The sequence below is a fragment of the Paraburkholderia metrosideri genome (genome assembly GCF_904848625.1).
In the GTDB taxonomy this organism is placed as follows: Bacteria; Pseudomonadota; Gammaproteobacteria; order Burkholderiales; family Burkholderiaceae; genus Paraburkholderia; species Paraburkholderia metrosideri.
Map to the genome: position 1 here is coordinate 89,298 of NZ_CAJHCP010000012.1, position 16,731 is coordinate 106,028.

Genomic DNA, 16,731 nt, shown 5'->3' on the forward strand with positions numbered 1-16,731 from the left:
ATTCAATCGAAATGAAAGTACTCGATCTCGATGCTGTGCGAGCCTTCGTGCTGGTCGCCGACCTGAGCAGTTTCACGCGCGCCGCCGACGCGCTTGACACCACGCAATCGGCCGTCAGCCTCAAGCTGAAACGGCTGGAAGCGCATCTGGGCAAGCAATTGCTGGAGCGCACGCCGCGCGTCGTGCGGCTTTCCGTCGACGGCAATGCTTTTCTCGGCGCGGCGCGCGAGCTGCTGAATGCGCATGAGCGCGCGTTGGGGTCGTTGTCGGTGGAGCGTCGGCGGCTCGCGCTGGGGTTGAGCGAACACGTCGCGGGGCCGGATTTGCCGCAGTTGCTCGGCCGGCTCAATGCGCACGATCCGCGGCTGGTGGTCGAGTTGCATCTTGGCTCGTCGGCCACGCTGCTTGCGCAATTCGACGAGCGCCGGCTCGATGCGGTGATCATCCGGTATGGCGCCGACGAACCTGCGCGTGACGACACCCAAGTACTGTTCAGCGAGCCGCTTGTCTGGCTCGCGACGCCGGCGTGGTTGCCAAGGGTCGGGGAGCCTTTGCCGCTGGCGCTGCTGAGCCCGCCATGCAATGTCCGCGATATCGCACTGCGGACCCTCACTGAGACCGGGATTGGCTGGCAGGAGGTGTTCGTCGGCGGCGGGGTTGCGGCTGTCGGCGCGGCGGTGGCGGCCGGGTTGGCGGTGTCGCCACTGGCGCGTCGGGTGGCCCCGCGCGGGCTCGTCGATGTCGGCGCGCGGCTAGGTCTGCCGACGATGCCGGAGTCCCGCGTGACACTGCATTCGCGAGTGCGCGACAGACAGTCGGTGGAGACGTTGAAGCTGGTGACGAATGGGTTGGCGTCGCAGTGACGCGGCGTGGCAGGTCGGTTCGACCTTGCGCCGCTCCTGCGGCGACATCGCCCAAAACCGCAATGGCACGGTTTGACCGCCAACCCGCGGTCAGCGCGAAAGGCCGGAATTCTGGATAGACCGCCGCGCGGTTTCAAAGCACCGCTCGGCGGCAATACCCAGCAATGACGCTGGCGTCAGCGTTGATCAGTGGATGATCGGCGGCAATGAACCGCTGCTCGCGGTAGCGGGGTTCGTCGACGCATTCGCTGAGCCGCCGTTGAAGTTAGCGGATGCAACCGGCGTGTTCGCGTTCAGGTGAGCCCCCGCCGGCTTCACCGCACCGCTTTTCGCCACGACGCTAACTGCGTGCGGACGAGCTGGATGCGCGAGATCGGCGCGCACGACCTTGCCTTGCGCCACTTTCGCGTGAACGAGTTGGGTGTGCGGCTGGGTGCGCGGCTTTTTCGCCTGCGCCATCACAGCAGTTTTCGGCCTGGCCTTGCCCGCATTCGCACTCAGGCCCACGCCCGCTTGCCTGACGCCGTGCTTCGTCCCCGTCGACGACACTTTTTGCACGCCGCCGCGCATCGCCGTTTTCTCGCCGCCGTGTCGCGTCGTCGAGGCAGCCCTCACCGCCTTATGCGGCCCGCCGGCCGCATGCTTCGGATCCGGTTTGAGACCCGCGCCGGTCTGAGGCTTAGCCTTAACCGCCGCCGGCTTCTTCTTGGCGAGCTTCCCCGCTGCATGTCCGCTCGCCTCCGGTGGATTCCACTCTTCCGTATACCCCGCAGCCATTGCCGCGCCGGATGCACACCAGACGGCCAGCGCCGCCGCTACTGCTCGAACCCACATCACCTGCTTCTCCTGACCTTTCGGCTTCTTGACGAGCCGGGATTATATTCTCTTGCATAAATCTATATTTGGACTAATATCTTCAACAAGTACAAATTAGGACTAATCAGATCATGGCTCACGCTGCCCGCCTTTCCACGCCTGAGGCGCCGATTCCACGGCCCGCTGCAGCACCCTCGCTAACGGAAATGTCCGCAGCGGGTCTGCGCGCTTTCTTCAACATCGCGCGCGACTGGGACCTGAACGCGGAAGAGCAGATCGTGCTGCTCGGCTCACCGGGCCGCTCCACTTACTTCAAATGGAAGTCGTCGCCTGAAACGGCCCGCCTTGGGCGCGACACGCTGGAGCGCCTATCGCTGTTGCTCGGCATCTACAAGGCGCTGCAAATCCTGCTGCCGCAACCCAATGCCGCCGACGTCTGGGTCAAGCGCCCCAATAGCGCGCCGCCGTTCGGCGGCCGTCGCGCGCTCGACCGCATGCTGGCGGGCAACATCAGCGATCTCGTGGCCGTGCGCCAATATCTCGACGCAATGCGAGGCGGCTGGGCGTGACAAAACCGCATTGGCAGGACCGCTGGCCCGTTGCGCCGCTCGACTGGTCGCCCGCTTATCGGGTGATTCCCACACGCTTTCCGGCGGTGAATTTATTCGATCGCGTCGCATCGCCCGAAGATTTCGACGCGCTGTACGCACTTGAGGCGATGACCAACGACCGCCTGCGAACCGAAGTCGGCGAACTCGATCTGGTGCCGCGCGAGGAACGTCGTTTTGGTCCGGGTTACGGCCCGATCATGGCCGCGTTGACGCATCTGAATCCGCTTGGCAGCCGTTTTTCCGATGGCACGTACGGCGTGTTCTATTGCGCCCGTTCGCGCGCCACGGCGATCGCCGAAACGCGCTATCACACCGGCAAGTTTCTGGAGGCAACCGCCGAGCCGCCCATGCGTCAGCAGATGCGGCTTTACACGGTGGTCGCGCAAGGCAGGGTGGTCGATATTCGCCACGACCCTTCGCTCGATCTCGCCGTGTTGTCACCGGACGATTATCTGGCCGGCCAGTCGCTCGGCCGTGCGGTACGGGATGCGGGTGCGCCGGGCATCGTTTATCAGTCGGTGAGAGACGGCGAAGGCGAATGTCTTGCCGCGTTCCGCACGACGCTGCTGCACGACTGCCATCACGCGGCCTATCTGGAATACAACTGGAACGGCACGAGCGTTGATATGGTGTTTGAACTCAACCAGGTCGGTTGAGCGACGGGCGAAGGGCGACGGCAGGCGCAATCAGGGCAAAGCCAGCGCCGCCGCGCCTTCCGCACGCGCTTCGTCGACTGAAATCGACCAGCGCCGCAACGCTTGAGGCTGCACGATAGTCAGCTTGCCATCCGGGCTGAAGGCACCGGTGTCGATAAACACCTGCGAGCCAATCTGCTTGATATCGGGCATCGGCGTATGACCGCAATAGGTCAGCGAGAGTCCGCGTTGGCGCTGCGGATCGCTGTTGCCTAACGCCAGATCGCGGCCCCACAGCATCTGCTGACGGGTCGTGTCCGAGAAATTCCCTGCATCGAGATCCGCGTCCGAGCCGAAGAATTCGGCATGCAGAATATTGAAGCGCTCCTTGCCGTTGCCCACCACACGCACGAGTGGCAACGTCCGCAGCCTTTCCGCGTAGTGCTTCAATCGCTCATCGGGCAAATCCATCGCCCACATGCCGCCGATTCCATACCACCACTGGCGCCGCAAGCGTCCCTCCGCGACCGCGCACAGCGTGTCCTCGTGATTGCCGAGGACGCAATAGAACCAGGGCTTGTCGAGCAGCGCCAGCGCCTGCTCGGAATGCTCGCCGCGATCCACCAGATCGCCGACCGAAAACAGCCGGTCACGAGTCGGATCGAATGCGATCACGCGTAGCAGGTAACGCAATGCATCCATGCAGCCATGCAGATCGCCGACCACGAAGTCGCGGCCGTTTGCGTTGGCGGCATGATGCTCGACAGGGTTGACGGAGACGGTAGCCATTTCCTCATGATAGTTCGGTCGACGTGGTGCCGTATGCGCGGTGCCTATCGTATCCAGGCGCCTGGTTGGGCGGAAATGACCAGAAACGATGCAAAAGTGGCGCATTTCGGGGAAGCCTCACCAGCAACCCATCGCTTGATAGTCACTCTTGCCGCTCGCATCGCGCGCCGAAACGAAACGGAAAGGAAGCCGATGGCAAACGCGAAGCTCCACTGAAAGCCGCACGCAAGAAGCCGCGAAAGACTCGCGCCGACAACTCGGCCGATCGACAAACAATCGTTGAAGCGCGAGTAGAATCCGCGACACTGACGGCCCTACTTTGGATTCCATGCTCATCAAATATTATCCCCAGGTTCTCCGCAATCGACCCCGCACGGTGATCGGCCTTGCAATCGGCATCGTGGTCACGTTGCTGATTCCCGCGCACACGCGGCCTATGGCGCGCGTGCTGATCGGCTGGGACGCGGCTATCTGGAGCTATCTGGCGATGATCTGGATACACATGGCCATCGCCGACGAACACGTGGTCCGCGAATACGCTGTGCGCGACGACGAAAACGCGGGCGTCGTGCTGTTCGTGATCTGCGTGGCGACCATCGCGAGCATTGCTGCGATCGTGCTGGAACTGGCGTCGGCGAAAGGCGGCGGCGGTACGTCGAGCGCGTTGCACTATCTGCTGACCGGCGCCACGCTGATCGGCGCATGGTTTCTGATCCCGACCATTTTCACGCTGCATTACGCGCGGCTCTACTACGACACCGACGCAAAAGAAACCGCGTTGCTGTTCCCCGATCACGGGCTCAAACCGAACTATTGGGACTTCCTGTATTACTCGTTCACGATTGCAGTGGCCTCGCAGACGTCGGACGTTGTGCTGCGGTCGCGCACGATTCGCCGCGCCACACTCGCGCAATCCATCCTGTCGTTCTATTTCAACGTCGCGGTGCTCGGCTTATGCGTGAACATCGCAGCGGGATTGCTGGGCTCGTAACCCAGCTGACAGATGAAATGAATGCGGCTGACACAATCAGCAGGCCGCCGCGAGTTCGCCTTTTGCGGTAACAACAACACCCCTTCCCGCGCGCCATGTAAAACCCGGACAATCCCCGACCGTTTTACATGCGGCGCGCGTGAATCCCACGCTCCCTCCCATTCCCGTCGGCGCCGCGCATCCTGCTGCGGGGCACCCGCTTCACCCCTCCGTCGATCCCGCGCCAGGCCAACTGGCACACCGTTTGCTGCGTGTTGCGGATAGTTCCAGCGAGCCGCATGCAGCCGATGTCTGGCGTCAAAGCATTGGCGACTGGCCAGCGGCGTGACGATCTTTGCACTACATTGACCAGTGCGCGCGTTCGCTTCGGCGTCGCGCGCCTACGGCTCTGGAAGCCCAATGAGCGCTGTGATCGCATGCCAATTGCATCCACACCGCAGCAGGACAAATCTGGAAACGACCGATGGAATCTCCAAACGGGTACGCGCCGCGGATTTACTTTTTTCATTCACTCCTCGTGGGGCCACTCGATGCATGGCCGGCGCAGTTCGCTCATGCGGCTTCGCTAGGCTTCGATCATGCATTGATTAGCGGGCTGTTCGAGCCCGGACAGGCGGGCCACGGGCAGGTGGTCGGCAATCACGCCGGGCTGCATCCCGTGTTCGAGGCGCAGCAGTCGGCGCCAGAGGCGATTCAGACGCTGACGAGCGCAGCCACGCAAAGCGGTTTGACCGTGCTGGCCGATCTGGTGATCGACCGGATGGCCGCCGATGGCGCGCTCTACAGCGAGCATGCGGACTGGTTCCATCCGCCCGAATCGGAGGAGTCGCGGCTCGATCCGCGTCATGTGCATCGCGAGGACAACGTCGCGTATGCCAATTTCAACGATACCGGTAGCCGCACCGCGTTAGTCGACTGGTGGACGCAGCAGTTGCTCGCGCTCGCTGATGCGGGCATCGGCGGCTTCAGGTTCGATTCGCCGCACCGCGTACCCGCCGAAGTCTGGCGGCAACTCTTCGAAGCGGTACGCGCGAAGCATCCTCACGTGCGCTTTCTCGCCGCGACGCCAGGTCTGTCTCGTGGCGATCTGCCCGGACTGGAAAGCGCGGGTTTCGACAGCGTGTTCTCGTCGGTGCGCTGGTGGGACTTCCGCTCGAGCTGGATGGTGGAAGAACATGCCGCACTCGCGCGCATCGGTGCGCCGATTGCCTTCCCCGAAGCGCCTTTTGACACCCGCCTCGTCGCGGAACTGACCGATGTCCACGATTCCACGCTCGTCGAGCGCGCGTATCGGCGCGCGTTGTTCACCTCGGCGGTCATCGGCACCGGCTGGATGATGCCGATGGGTTTCGAATACGGCGTCGCCGAACCGATGTCGCAAACGCGCGGCGACGCGTCGCAATTCGCGCTGGCGGTCCAGGCGAAAAAATTCGATCTCACCGGCGCGATCACGCATGTGAACGAAGTCGCGAGCCAGGTGAAGACGCTGCACGCGAACGGTGAATTGCGCCCGCTCAGCGGTCCCGGTGCACCCGCCGCGGTCCTGTTGCGCGCTGACCAGGCCGACCTGCGCGTTGCGGACGAGTCGATCCTGATCGCCATCAATCCCGAACTCGGCGCGCCGGTGCGCGTCGATCCTGCGCGCTTTCTCGCAGGCGTGCCTGGCAACTTCACGCGCTTCGTGCCGCTGGATGCGCCAGGCCACACAGCGCCTGCCACGTTGACGCCGTTCACACTCGGCCCTGGCGCGGTGCGCCTGTTCCGCGCGCTCGCGGACAAGCCAATCCGGCTCGCGCCTCCCATCGACAAAGCGAATAGCAAGCGCAGTGGCCGCAAGACCGTGGTCGAAGCGATTGCCGCGCCACGCGTGGCGATTGAAAGCGTGATGCCGTCGTTCGATAACGGCCGCTTTCCTGTCAAGCGCAGCGTCGGCGAGCATGCCGAGATCAGCGCGGCGATCTTTGCTGAAGGTCACGACAAGATCGCCGCCGCCGTGATCTGGCGAGCTGCCGACGAAACCGCGTGGCACGAAGTGTTGATGGCTCCCGCGCAGCCCGCCGGCCTCGATATCTGGAAGGCGCGGATTCCGCTGGAACGCATGGGCCGCCACGAGTTCACCGTGATGGCCTGGCGCGACGATTTCGCATCGCTCGTCGAGCATGTGCAAAAGAAGCTGAAGGCGGGCCAGACCGTCGAACTGGAACTGGACGAAGCGTCGCATCTGTTCGCACTGGTGCTCGCCGAAGTCGAGACGGTGGAAGGCGCGGTCACCGAGCCGCTCGAACACATCGTCAAGGTGTTCACGAAGGCCGACGCCGCGACCAAGCTCGCGCTGCTACTTGCGCCGACGACCGCAAAGGCGATGACCGCCGCGCGCCATCGGCCGTTCCTGAGCCGCGATCCTGTGATTTATCGGATCGACGCCGAGCGTACCGCGGCACGTTTCGCAAGCTGGTATGAAATCTTCCCGCGTTCGATGAGCGACGACGAATCGCGTCACGGCACCTTTGCCGATGTGATCACGAAACTGCCGCGCATCCGCGACATGGGTTTCGACGTGCTGTATTTCCCGCCGATTCACCCTATCGGCGTCGCCAATCGCAAAGGCCGCAATAACACGCTGACCGCGCATCCAGGCGATGTCGGCAGCCCGTACGCGATCGGCGGCGTGGAAGGTGGACACACGGCCGTGCATCCGCAACTCGGCACGCTCGACGACTTCAAAGCGATGCTCGCCGCCGCGCATCAGCATGGCCTGGAAATCGCACTCGACTTCGCGGTGCAGTGTTCGCCGGATCATCCGTGGCTGAAGGAGCATCCGACCTGGTTTGCGTGGCGTCCCGACGGCACCCTGCGTTACGCGGAAAATCCGCCGAAGAAGTATCAGGACATCGTCAACCCCGACTTCTACGCACACGACGCCAAGCCCGACCTGTGGCTCGCACTGCGTGACGTGTTCCTGTTCTGGATCGACGCTGGCGTGCATATTTTCCGCATCGACAATCCGCATACGAAGCCGTTGCCGTTCTGGGAATGGGTGATCGGCGATGTGCGCTCGCGCTTTCCCGATACGATTTTCCTCGCCGAAGCATTTACGCGTCCGCGCATGATGAACCGGCTTGGCAAAATCGGCTTCTCGCAGTCATACACGTATTTCACGTGGCGCGAGTCGAAGCGCGACTTCATCGAGTACATGAGCGAACTGACGCAAAGCAGTGCGCGTGATTTCTATCGACCGAACTTTTTCGTCAATACGCCCGATATCAACCCACGGCATCTGCAATCGCAGGGACGCTCGGGCTTTCTGATTCGCGCTGCGTTGGCTTCGACACTCGCCGGTTTGTGGGGCGTGTACAGCGGTTTCGAATTGTGCGAGGCGGCCGCGCTGCCCAATAGCGAGGAGTATCTCGACTCCGAGAAGTATCAGCTGCGCGCGTGGGACTGGAACCGGCCCGGCAACATCACGGGTGAGATTACTGCGTTGAACCGGATTCGCCGTGCGAACCCGGCGCTGCAAACGCATCTCGGCCTCACGTTCCTGATGGCGCACAATGACCACGTCCTGGTCTTCGAGAAAGCGACCGAGGCACGCGACAACGTCATCGTCGTCGCAATCAATCTCGACGCGTTCAACGAACAGGGCGCGGATATTGAATTGTCGTGGGAGACTTTCCAGAAATGGAATCTTCACGATCACGGAGCGCTGGAAGTGACCGATCAGATGACCGGCGCGCGCTTCGAATGGCATGGCCGCAGGCAGCACATTCAACTCGGGTCCGGTCAGCCGTTCTCGATCTGGCACATCGCGCCGCTCGGCGGTTTGCCCGCCGAACGTCCCGATGAAAGCGACAGCGACACCGACAGCGCTCTTCACGCCGACGCTGGCAACCCAACCCCTACGGAAGGTGCGATATGAAGCGTGACGATCCAGCCCAAACCACCGTGCAGTCGCCGGTGGGCAACGCTCCCGGCAATACCGCCAAGCCGCGCTCGAACCGGCGCGGCAAGCCTGCGGCGCTGAGCGACGATCCGCTCTGGTACAAGGACGCGATCATCTATCAGGTGCACATCAAATCGTTCTTCGATGCGAATAACGACGGCGTCGGCGATTTTCCCGGCCTGATTGCGAAGCTCGACTACATCGCCGAGCTCGGCGTGAATGCGATCTGGTTGCTGCCGTTCTATCCGTCGCCACGGCGCGACGATGGTTACGACATCGCCGACTATCGCAACGTGCATCCGGACTACGGTCAGCTGTCCGACGTGAAGCGCTTCATTCAGGAAGCGCATGCGCGCGGAATTCGCGTGATCACCGAGCTGGTCATCAATCACACATCGGATCAACACCCGTGGTTTCAGCGCGCGCGGCGCGCGAAGCCGGGCTCGAACCATCGCAATTTTTATGTGTGGTCCGATACCGATCAGAAGTACGAGGAAACGCGGATCATCTTTATCGATTCGGAGCCGTCGAACTGGTCGCATGACCCTGTCGCGGGCGCTTACTACTGGCACCGTTTCTATTCACACCAGCCTGATCTGAACTTCGACAATCCCGCGGTGCTGAAAGAAGTGCTTCAGGTGATGCGCTTCTGGCTCGATATGGGCATTGACGGGCTACGGCTCGACGCGGTGCCATATCTGGTCGAACGTGAGGGCACCAATAACGAGAACCTGCCGGAAACGCACGCGATCCTGAAGAAGATTCGCGCGACCATCGACGCCGAATATCCGAACCGGATGCTGCTCGCCGAAGCGAACCAGTGGCCGGAAGACGTGAAGGAATATTTCGGCGACGAAGATGAATGCCATATGGCGTTCCACTTCCCGTTGATGCCGCGCATCTATATGTCGATTGCGAGCGAAGACCGTTTCCCGATCACCGACATCATGCGGCAAACGCCGGACCTCGCCTCGACGAATCAATGGGCGATTTTCCTGCGCAATCACGACGAACTCACGCTCGAAATGGTCACGGACTCCGAGCGCGATTACTTGTGGAATACCTATGCAAGCGATCGTCGCGCGCGGCTGAATCTCGGCATTCGCCGCCGCCTCGCACCGTTGATGGAGCGTGACCGCCGCCGCATCGAGTTGATCAATTCGCTGCTGCTGTCGATGCCCGGCACGCCCGTGATCTACTACGGCGACGAACTCGGCATGGGCGACAACATCCACCTTGGCGACCGTGACGGTGTGCGCACGCCGATGCAGTGGTCGTCGGATCGTAACGGCGGTTTCTCGCGCGCCGATCCTGAGCAACTGGTGCTGCCGCCGGTAATGGGCTCGCTATACGGCTTCGACGCGGTTAATGTCGAAGCGCAAAGCCGCGATCCGCATTCGCTGCTGAACTGGACGCGCCGCATGCTCGCCACGCGTCGCGCGAAGCAAACGTTCGGGCGCGGCACGATCCGCTTCCTGAAGCCGGAAAACCGCAAGATCCTCGCGTATCTGCGGGAAATGCCGGGCGAGCCGCCGATCCTCTGCGTCGCGAATCTGTCGCGCGCGCCGCAGGCAGTCGAACTCGATCTGTCCGAATTCAACGGCTCGGTGCCGATTGAAATGACCGCCGACTCCGTATTCCCCGCGATCGGCCAACTGACCTATCTACTGACGTTCCCGCCGTACGGCTTTCTGTGGTTCATGCTGTGCCCGGGTGGCCAGCGTCCAACCTGGGCTCAGGCGCATTCGGAACCGCTGCCGGAATTCGCGACGATCGTGATTCGCGAAGGGCAAGCCGGGCCGACGCCGGAGAACGTCCGTCTGCTCGAATCGGAAGTGTTGCCTTCGTGGCTCAGCCGGCGCCGCTGGTTTGCGTCGAAAGATCAGAAGATGCATGCGGTGCGGCTTGCCGCGCTAACCACGATCCCGAATGGCGGCTTTGCGTTCACCGAAATCGAAGCGGACGTGGGCGACCATACCGAGCGTTACGTCGTTCCAATCGCGATCACGTGGGGTGGCGAGACCACCACGCCGCTGTTTATACAGTTGGCGTTGGCACGCGTGCGGCGCGGCCGCAATGTCGGTCATCTGACCGACGCGTTCGCGCTGCCGATCTTCGCCCATAACGTGATGCGCAAACTGCGCGAACGCGCGGTCGTACCGACCGTGCAGAAGAGCGAAATCAAGTTCCTTCCAACCGAACGTTTCGCCGAACTGGACAAACTCGGCGACCGTCCGGAGATTCGCTGGCTCGCGGCGGAACAGAGCAACAGTTCGCTGATCATCGCCGACGCTGCCGTGCTGAAGCTGGTGCGCCGCCTCGTGAGCGGCATTCATCCGGAAGCGGAAATCAGCCGCTATCTGACGAACCTCGGTTACGCGAACACCGCGCCGCTGTATGGCGAAGTCGTGCGCGTCGATCCTGAAGGCGTGCCGCATACGCTGTGCATTCTGCAAGGCTTCATCGACAATCAGGGCGATGCATGGAACTGGTCGCTCGACTATCTGCGCCGCTCGGTCGACGAGCTCGCGATTGCGGTCGATACGGAAAAAGCGACATCGGCGCCGGATCGCGAGAAAGAAGCGATTCTGATGGAAGGCTATAGCGAACTGGCCGGCATCATCGGCAGACGGCTGGGCGAGTTGCACGTCGCACTCGCGTCGCCGACCGACGACCCCGCGTTCTCACCCGAACCGGCCGATGCCGTGCAGGTGAAGGCATGGGTGAGCGGCACGCAGTCGATGCTGGCCAGCGCGCTCGATCTGCTCGCTCCGCGCATCGAACAGATCAGCGATCCCGATACCCGCGCGCTTGCGCAGAGCCTGATCGACCGTCGCGAGGCGCTGGTGGCTGTCGTCGACCAACTCGTGTCGAGCGACTCCGAAGCACTGCGCATCCGCATTCACGGTGACTTCCATCTCGGCCAGATCCTGGTTGCACAGGGCGACGCGTATCTGATCGACTTCGAAGGCGAGCCGGCGCGTTCGCTCGAAGAGCGTCGGCAGAAATCGAGCCCGTTGCGCGACGTGGCTGGCCTGATGCGATCGCTGTCGTATGCAAGCGCGGCGGCGCAATCCGCCACAGAAGCCGCCACGCAGCAGACAGCGGATCGCAAGCGCGCGCTGTTCGAGCGCTTCCGCGTGCATGCCACCGAGGCGTTCCTGGGTCAGTACCGCGCCGCCGTCGCGGAATCACCGACACCGCTGGTCGCCCCAGAGGCGGAACAGGCATTGCTCGATCTGTTCCTGATCGAAAAGGCTGCGTACGAAATCCGCTACGAAGCGGCCAATCGTCCGACGTGGCTCAGCTTGCCGGTGCGCGGCCTCGCTGCGCTCGCCAGCCGTCTGCTCGGCGATACAGGCGCGAGCGGCACGACTGGGGCATCGTCGCAAGATCCTTCAACCCCGGCGCCCGGCGCCGCCACACCGCCTAACCCGGCTGAGGGCGATTATGAGTGAGCATGATCCGGCCGTTGGCCTCCACCCTGTCGAGATCGACGCGCTAGTCGAAGCGCGTCACCCCGATCCGTTCTCGCAGCTTGGGCTGCATCAGACGGACATCGGTCCAGTGGTGCGTGCGTTGTTGCCGAACGCTGCCCATGTCACGGTGATTTCGCGTACCGACGGCGCAACGCTCGGCGAGCTCGAGCAATTGCGACCAGGACTGTTCGCGGGCCGCGTGACGTCGGCGGCGCCTTATCGTCTGCGGATCGACTGGCATGGCGTGATTCAGGAAGTCGAGGATACCTATTCATTCGGCCCCGTTCTCGGCGATGAACCGTTGGGCCGCCTGGCGGGCGGCGACCCGTACGCGGTGCTGGAACTGCTCGGCTCGCGTCCGATGGAAGTGGATGGCGTGCCAGGCGTGCGCTTTGCCGTATGGGCACCGAATGCGCGACGCGTGTCGGTGGTCGGCGACTTCAATGCGTGGGACGGGCGGCGTCATCCGATGCGGCTGCGTCATCAGGCAGGCGTGTGGGAATTGTTCGTGCCGCGCGTCGGTGCAGGCACGCGCTACAAGTACGAGTTGCTGTCGCGCGACGGCCACCCGCTGCCGCTGAAGGCCGACCCGTGTGCGATGCAAACAGAAAAGCCGCCAGGCACGGCGTCCGTGGTCGCGCATGTCGATGAGATCGAGCAGTTTCCGTGGACCGACCACGACTGGATTCAGTCGCGCGCCGCGAAACAGACCGCTCGCTCGCCGATCACGATCTACGAAGTGCACGCGGAGTCGTGGCTGCGTATCGCCGAAGAAGGTCAGCGCGGTCTCAATTGGGAAGAGCTCGCCGATCGCTTGATTCCGTACGTGAAAAGCATGGGCTTCACGCACGTCGAGTTCATGCCGATCGCAGAACATCCGTTCGGCGGATCGTGGGGTTATCAGCCGTTGGGGCAGTTCGCGCCGTCCGCGCGCTTCGGCAAGCCCGAACAGTTCGCGCGGTTCGTCGACCGCGCGCACGAGGCCGGAATCGGCGTGATTCTCGACTGGGTACCTGCGCACTTTCCAAACGACGCCCACGGTCTGATCGACTTCGACGGCACGCCGCTCTATGAGCACGCAGACCCGCGCGAAGGCTATCACCAGGACTGGAACACGATGATCTACAACCTCGGCCGCAACGAGGTGAGCGCGTTCCTGGTCGCATCGGGGCTGGCGTGGCTGAAGCGCTATCACGTTGACGGTTTGCGGGTGGATGCGGTGGCGTCGATGCTGTATCGCGACTATTCACGCGCCGCCGATCAGTGGGTCCCGAACATTTACGGCGGACGGGAAAACCTCGAATCGATCGCGTTCCTCAAGCGGCTGAATCACGAAGTCGGCTATGTGCCGGGCGTGCCGGGTGCGATCACGATTGCCGAAGAATCGACCGCGTGGCCGGGGGTCACGGCATCTGTGCAGGACGGTGGGCTCGGCTTCCAGTTCAAGTGGAACATGGGCTGGATGCACGACACGTTGCACTACATGGAAGAAGACCCGGTCTATCGTCAATACCATCACCACATGATGACGTTCGGGATGGTGTACGCGTATTCAGAGCGTTTCGTGCTGCCGCTGTCACACGATGAAGTAGTGCACGGCAAAGGCTCGCTGCTCGGCAAGATGCCGGGCGACACGTGGCAACGCTTTGCCAATCTGCGCGCGTATTTCGGCTTCATGTGGACGCATCCGGGAAAGAAGCTGCTGTTCATGGGCGGCGAATTCGGCCAGATGGCGGAATTCAACCATGACACGTCGCCGCATTGGCATCTGCTCGACGATCCGAACCACCATGGCGTGCAGAAGCTGGTTCGCGATCTGAACCATCTGTACAGCAGGGAGCCGGCGCTGCATCTGCTGGACAGTGAGCCAGGCGGCTTTGAATGGCTGGTTGGCGATGACAGCGGCAACAGCGTGTACGCGTATCGACGCACCGACGGCGCAGGCCAGGAACTCGTGATTGTCTGCAATATGACGCCCGTGCCGCGTGTCGGCTATCGCATCGGCATGCCGCGCGGTGGACGCTGGGCCGAAGTGCTGAACACCGACGCAGGCGTGTACGGCGGCTCGAATATGGGCAACGGCGGCCCGATTCATACCGACGAAATGTCGAGTCACGGTAGACCGCATTCGGCGTCGCTGGTGCTGCCACCGCTCGCAACCATTGTATTGCGCGCCGAATGAGCCAGAGGTCGAGAAAAGCGCCGTAAAAGCGGGCGCGCGGCCTTGGCTCCGCGCGCCCGCTGCATGAAGACCCAAGAGAGCGTTCACAAACTAGAACAGGAAGGGGAATCATGTCGCATGCAATGCCCGACCGGCTGTTGCCGGGCTCGCCGTATCCGCTCGGTGCCAGCTGGGATGGCCTGGGCGTCAACTTCGCCGTGTTCTCGGCGAACGCGCAGAAAATCGAGCTTTGCCTGTTCGATCCCACGGGCCGCAAGGAAATCAGACGCTATACGCTGCCCGAATGTACCGATGAAGTCTGGCACGGCTACCTGCCCAACGCGCATCCGGGCACCGCTTATGGATTTCGCGCGCACGGGCCGTATCAGCCGCATCAGGGGCACCGCTTCAATCCGCACAAGCTCTTGCTCGATCCGTACGCGCGCAAGCTCGTCGGACAGTTTCGCTGGTCGGATGCGCTGTTCGGCTACCGCGTGCATTCGAATCGCGCGGATCTTTCGATCGACCGGCGCGATTCCGCGCCCGCGATGCCCAAATGCGTCGTGATCGACGAAGCGTTCGACTGGTCGCACGATAAACGCCCGAATGTACCGTGGGGCGAGACCGTCATTTACGAAACGCATGTGCGCGGCGCGTCGATGTTACGCGCCGATTTGCGTCAGCACGAACGCGGCACGTTTGCGGCGCTGGCGTCGCCGGAATTCATCGAGCATTTGCTGAAGCTGGGTGTGACTGCGGTCGAATTGCTGCCCGTTCACGCGTTTCTGAACGATCGCTTTCTGGTGGAGCGCGGGCTGCGCAATTACTGGGGCTACAACACCGCCGCGTTTTTTGCGCCCGAACCGTCGTATCTGAGTACGCATAGGCTCGACGAAATGCGGATCGCCGTGCGTCAGCTGCACGCTGCCGGCATCGAGGTATTTCTCGACGTGGTCTACAACCACACCTGCGAAGGCAGCGAGATGGGCCCCACGGTTTCGTGGCGCGGACTCGACAACGCCAGCTATTACCGCCTGATTCCCGGCGACGAACGTCACCATATCAACGACACCGGTTGCGGCGATACGCTGAACCTGCCGCATCCGCGTGTCTTGCAGATGGTGATGGATTCGCTGCGTTACTGGTCGACTGCTTTCAATATCGACGGCTTCCGTTTCGACCTCGGCGTGACGCTCGGCCGCGAGCAACATGGTTTCGATCCCGGCTCCGGTTTCTTCGACGCGTTGCGCCAGGACCCCGTGCTGTCGCAACGCAAGCTGATTTCCGAGCCATGGGACATTGGGCCTGGCGGTTATCAGCTCGGCAATCATCCGCCGGGATTCAGCGAATGGAACGACCGTTTTCGCGACACCGTGCGCCGTTTCTGGCGCGGCGACGCCGGCTTGCGGCCCGATCTCGCTGCGCGTCTGACCGGCTCGGCGGATCTGTTCAACCGGCGTTTCAGAAAGCCGTGGGCATCGATCAACTTCGTCACGTCACATGACGGATTTACGTTAGCGGATGTGACGGCGTACGAGCAGAAGCACAACGAAGCAAATCGTGAAGATAACAACGACGGGCACAACGAGAATTGCAGCCGCAACTGGGGCGCCGAAGGCCCGACTGACGATCCCGCGATTCTCGCCACGCGCAAGCGTGTGGCCCGCTCGCTGATCGCCACGCTGCTGATGGCGCTCGGCACGCCGATGATGCTGGCGGGCGACGAATCGCTGCGTACGCAAAACGGCAACAACAACGCGTACTGCCAGGACAACGAAATTTCGTGGATCAACTGGGAGCACGCCGCTTCGCCCGATGGCCGTCAGATGACCGACTTCGTCGCACGGGTCATCGCGCTGCGCAAGCAGCATCCGCTCCTGCGCGAAACGCGCTTTCTGTTCGGCGACCGCGAAGTATTGCCCGGTTTATTCGATGTCGGCTGGTTCGACGAACACGGCGATCCGCTGACCATCGAGGCATGGCAGGACCCCGAAGGACGCGCGTTTACCTTGCGTCGCGCGGGACCAGGCTTGAATGGCGAAACCGAAGTATTGTTAATGATGCTCAACGCCAACGAGGAAACGCTACGTTTTATACCGCCTGCGCCGCACCTGGAATGGCATGTGCTGTTAGACACGGCTGAGTCAGTCAACACGCCGCATCGGCTGGCGGCGGCAGACGTTGAAGTGGCCGCGCACGGCCTTGTGATGCTGGCCGCGCAACCGGTCGGTGAGGCAGATTGGCAGGCTGGATGGGCGGCCGGCGCTCAGCACGGGCCACGGCTGCTGACCGCGCTGCCGCCCGATCCCGGTGCGCATCCGCCCAGTAGCGATACGTCGCCGAGCACTTGAACGGCGCAACGCGCAGCGCGGCGGTTGGCGTTGTCGCTTCGCGGTACGAACAGCATGCGGCGCGTGACGTATCGCACGTGCGGAATCATTGGCAC

10 protein-coding genes are annotated in these 16,731 nt (G+C 62.6%); 8 read left to right on the forward strand and 2 right to left on the reverse strand.

The window, feature by feature from the left end:
• The first annotated feature begins 11 nt into the window (after positions 1-11).
• On the forward strand, positions 12-863 hold the full coding sequence (locus LMG28727_RS25350; RefSeq protein ID WP_201645053.1) for a LysR family transcriptional regulator: 852 nt from the start codon (positions 12-14) through the stop codon (positions 861-863).
• Positions 864-1,049: 186 nt separating this feature from the next.
• Here the strand turns inward: LMG28727_RS25350 and LMG28727_RS25355 are convergent, their stop codons facing one another.
• Entirely contained in the window at positions 1,050-1,697 is a 648-nt protein-coding gene (locus LMG28727_RS25355; RefSeq protein WP_201645054.1) for a hypothetical protein, read from the reverse strand.
• A gap of 113 nt (positions 1,698-1,810) precedes the next feature.
• Here LMG28727_RS25355 and LMG28727_RS25360 point away from each other — a divergent pair, with 113 nt between their 5' ends.
• Together LMG28727_RS25360 and LMG28727_RS25365 are read left to right on the forward strand one after the other, a co-directional pair.
• Positions 1,811-2,248: an MbcA/ParS/Xre antitoxin family protein gene (locus LMG28727_RS25360; protein WP_201645055.1), complete on the forward strand. Its 438-nt coding sequence runs from the start codon at positions 1,811-1,813 to the stop codon at positions 2,246-2,248.
• Positions 2,245-2,946 carry an RES family NAD+ phosphorylase gene (locus LMG28727_RS25365; protein ID WP_201645056.1) on the forward strand — a complete coding sequence of 234 codons (702 nt, stop codon included), beginning with the start codon at positions 2,245-2,247 and terminating at the stop codon, positions 2,944-2,946. Before LMG28727_RS25360 ends, LMG28727_RS25365 begins: the two co-directional genes overlap by 4 nt.
• 30 nt (positions 2,947-2,976) lie before the next feature.
• Here the strand turns inward: LMG28727_RS25365 and LMG28727_RS25370 are convergent, their stop codons facing one another.
• On the reverse strand, positions 2,977-3,714 hold the full coding sequence (locus tag LMG28727_RS25370) for a metallophosphoesterase (RefSeq protein ID WP_201645057.1): 738 nt from the start codon (positions 3,712-3,714) through the stop codon (positions 2,977-2,979).
• Between the two features lie 328 nt (positions 3,715-4,042).
• On the opposite strand from LMG28727_RS25370, the gene LMG28727_RS25375 reads away from it, so the two are divergent.
• The 5 genes from LMG28727_RS25375 (at position 4,043) to glgX (ending at position 16,636) form a co-directional block, all read left to right on the forward strand.
• Entirely contained in the window at positions 4,043-4,705 is a 663-nt protein-coding gene (locus LMG28727_RS25375; protein WP_201645058.1) for a DUF1345 domain-containing protein, read from the forward strand.
• Positions 4,706-5,168: 463 nt separating this feature from the next.
• Positions 5,169-8,621, forward strand: coding sequence for a maltotransferase domain-containing protein (locus LMG28727_RS25380; protein ID WP_201645059.1), 3,453 nt, complete (start codon positions 5,169-5,171; stop codon positions 8,619-8,621).
• Positions 8,618-12,103 carry a maltose alpha-D-glucosyltransferase gene (gene treS / locus LMG28727_RS25385; RefSeq protein WP_201645060.1) on the forward strand — a complete coding sequence of 1,162 codons (3,486 nt, stop codon included), beginning with the start codon at positions 8,618-8,620 and terminating at the stop codon, positions 12,101-12,103. The genes LMG28727_RS25380 and treS overlap by 4 nt, the downstream gene beginning before the upstream one ends.
• Positions 12,096-14,306 carry a 1,4-alpha-glucan branching protein GlgB gene (glgB, locus tag LMG28727_RS25390; protein WP_201645061.1) on the forward strand — a complete coding sequence of 737 codons (2,211 nt, stop codon included), beginning with the start codon at positions 12,096-12,098 and terminating at the stop codon, positions 14,304-14,306. Before treS ends, glgB begins: the two co-directional genes overlap by 8 nt.
• A gap of 110 nt (positions 14,307-14,416) precedes the next feature.
• Positions 14,417-16,636 (forward strand): glycogen debranching protein GlgX, encoded by a 2,220-nt coding sequence (glgX, locus tag LMG28727_RS25395; RefSeq protein WP_201645062.1) that lies wholly within the window; start codon positions 14,417-14,419, stop codon positions 16,634-16,636.
• The last annotated feature ends 95 nt before the right edge of the window (positions 16,637-16,731 follow it).

Bases quoted from the DNA above. Each gene is read 5' to 3' on its own strand.
- LMG28727_RS25355 (WP_201645054.1), bottom strand. From the start codon at position 1,697: ATGTGGGTTCGAGCAGTAGCGGCGGCGCTGGCCGTCTGGTGTGCATCC.
- LMG28727_RS25380 (WP_201645059.1), top strand. From the start codon at position 5,169: ATGGAATCTCCAAACGGGTACGCGCCGCGGATTTACTTTTTTCATTCA.
- treS (WP_201645060.1), top strand. From the start codon at position 8,618: ATGAAGCGTGACGATCCAGCCCAAACCACCGTGCAGTCGCCGGTGGGC.
- glgB (WP_201645061.1), top strand. From the start codon at position 12,096: ATGAGTGAGCATGATCCGGCCGTTGGCCTCCACCCTGTCGAGATCGAC.
- LMG28727_RS25375 (WP_201645058.1), top strand. From the start codon at position 4,043: ATGCTCATCAAATATTATCCCCAGGTTCTCCGCAATCGACCCCGCACG.
- LMG28727_RS25370 (WP_201645057.1), bottom strand. From the start codon at position 3,714: ATGGCTACCGTCTCCGTCAACCCTGTCGAGCATCATGCCGCCAACGCA.
- LMG28727_RS25360 (WP_201645055.1), top strand. From the start codon at position 1,811: ATGGCTCACGCTGCCCGCCTTTCCACGCCTGAGGCGCCGATTCCACGG.
- LMG28727_RS25350 (WP_201645053.1), top strand. From the start codon at position 12: ATGAAAGTACTCGATCTCGATGCTGTGCGAGCCTTCGTGCTGGTCGCC.
- glgX (WP_201645062.1), top strand. From the start codon at position 14,417: ATGTCGCATGCAATGCCCGACCGGCTGTTGCCGGGCTCGCCGTATCCG.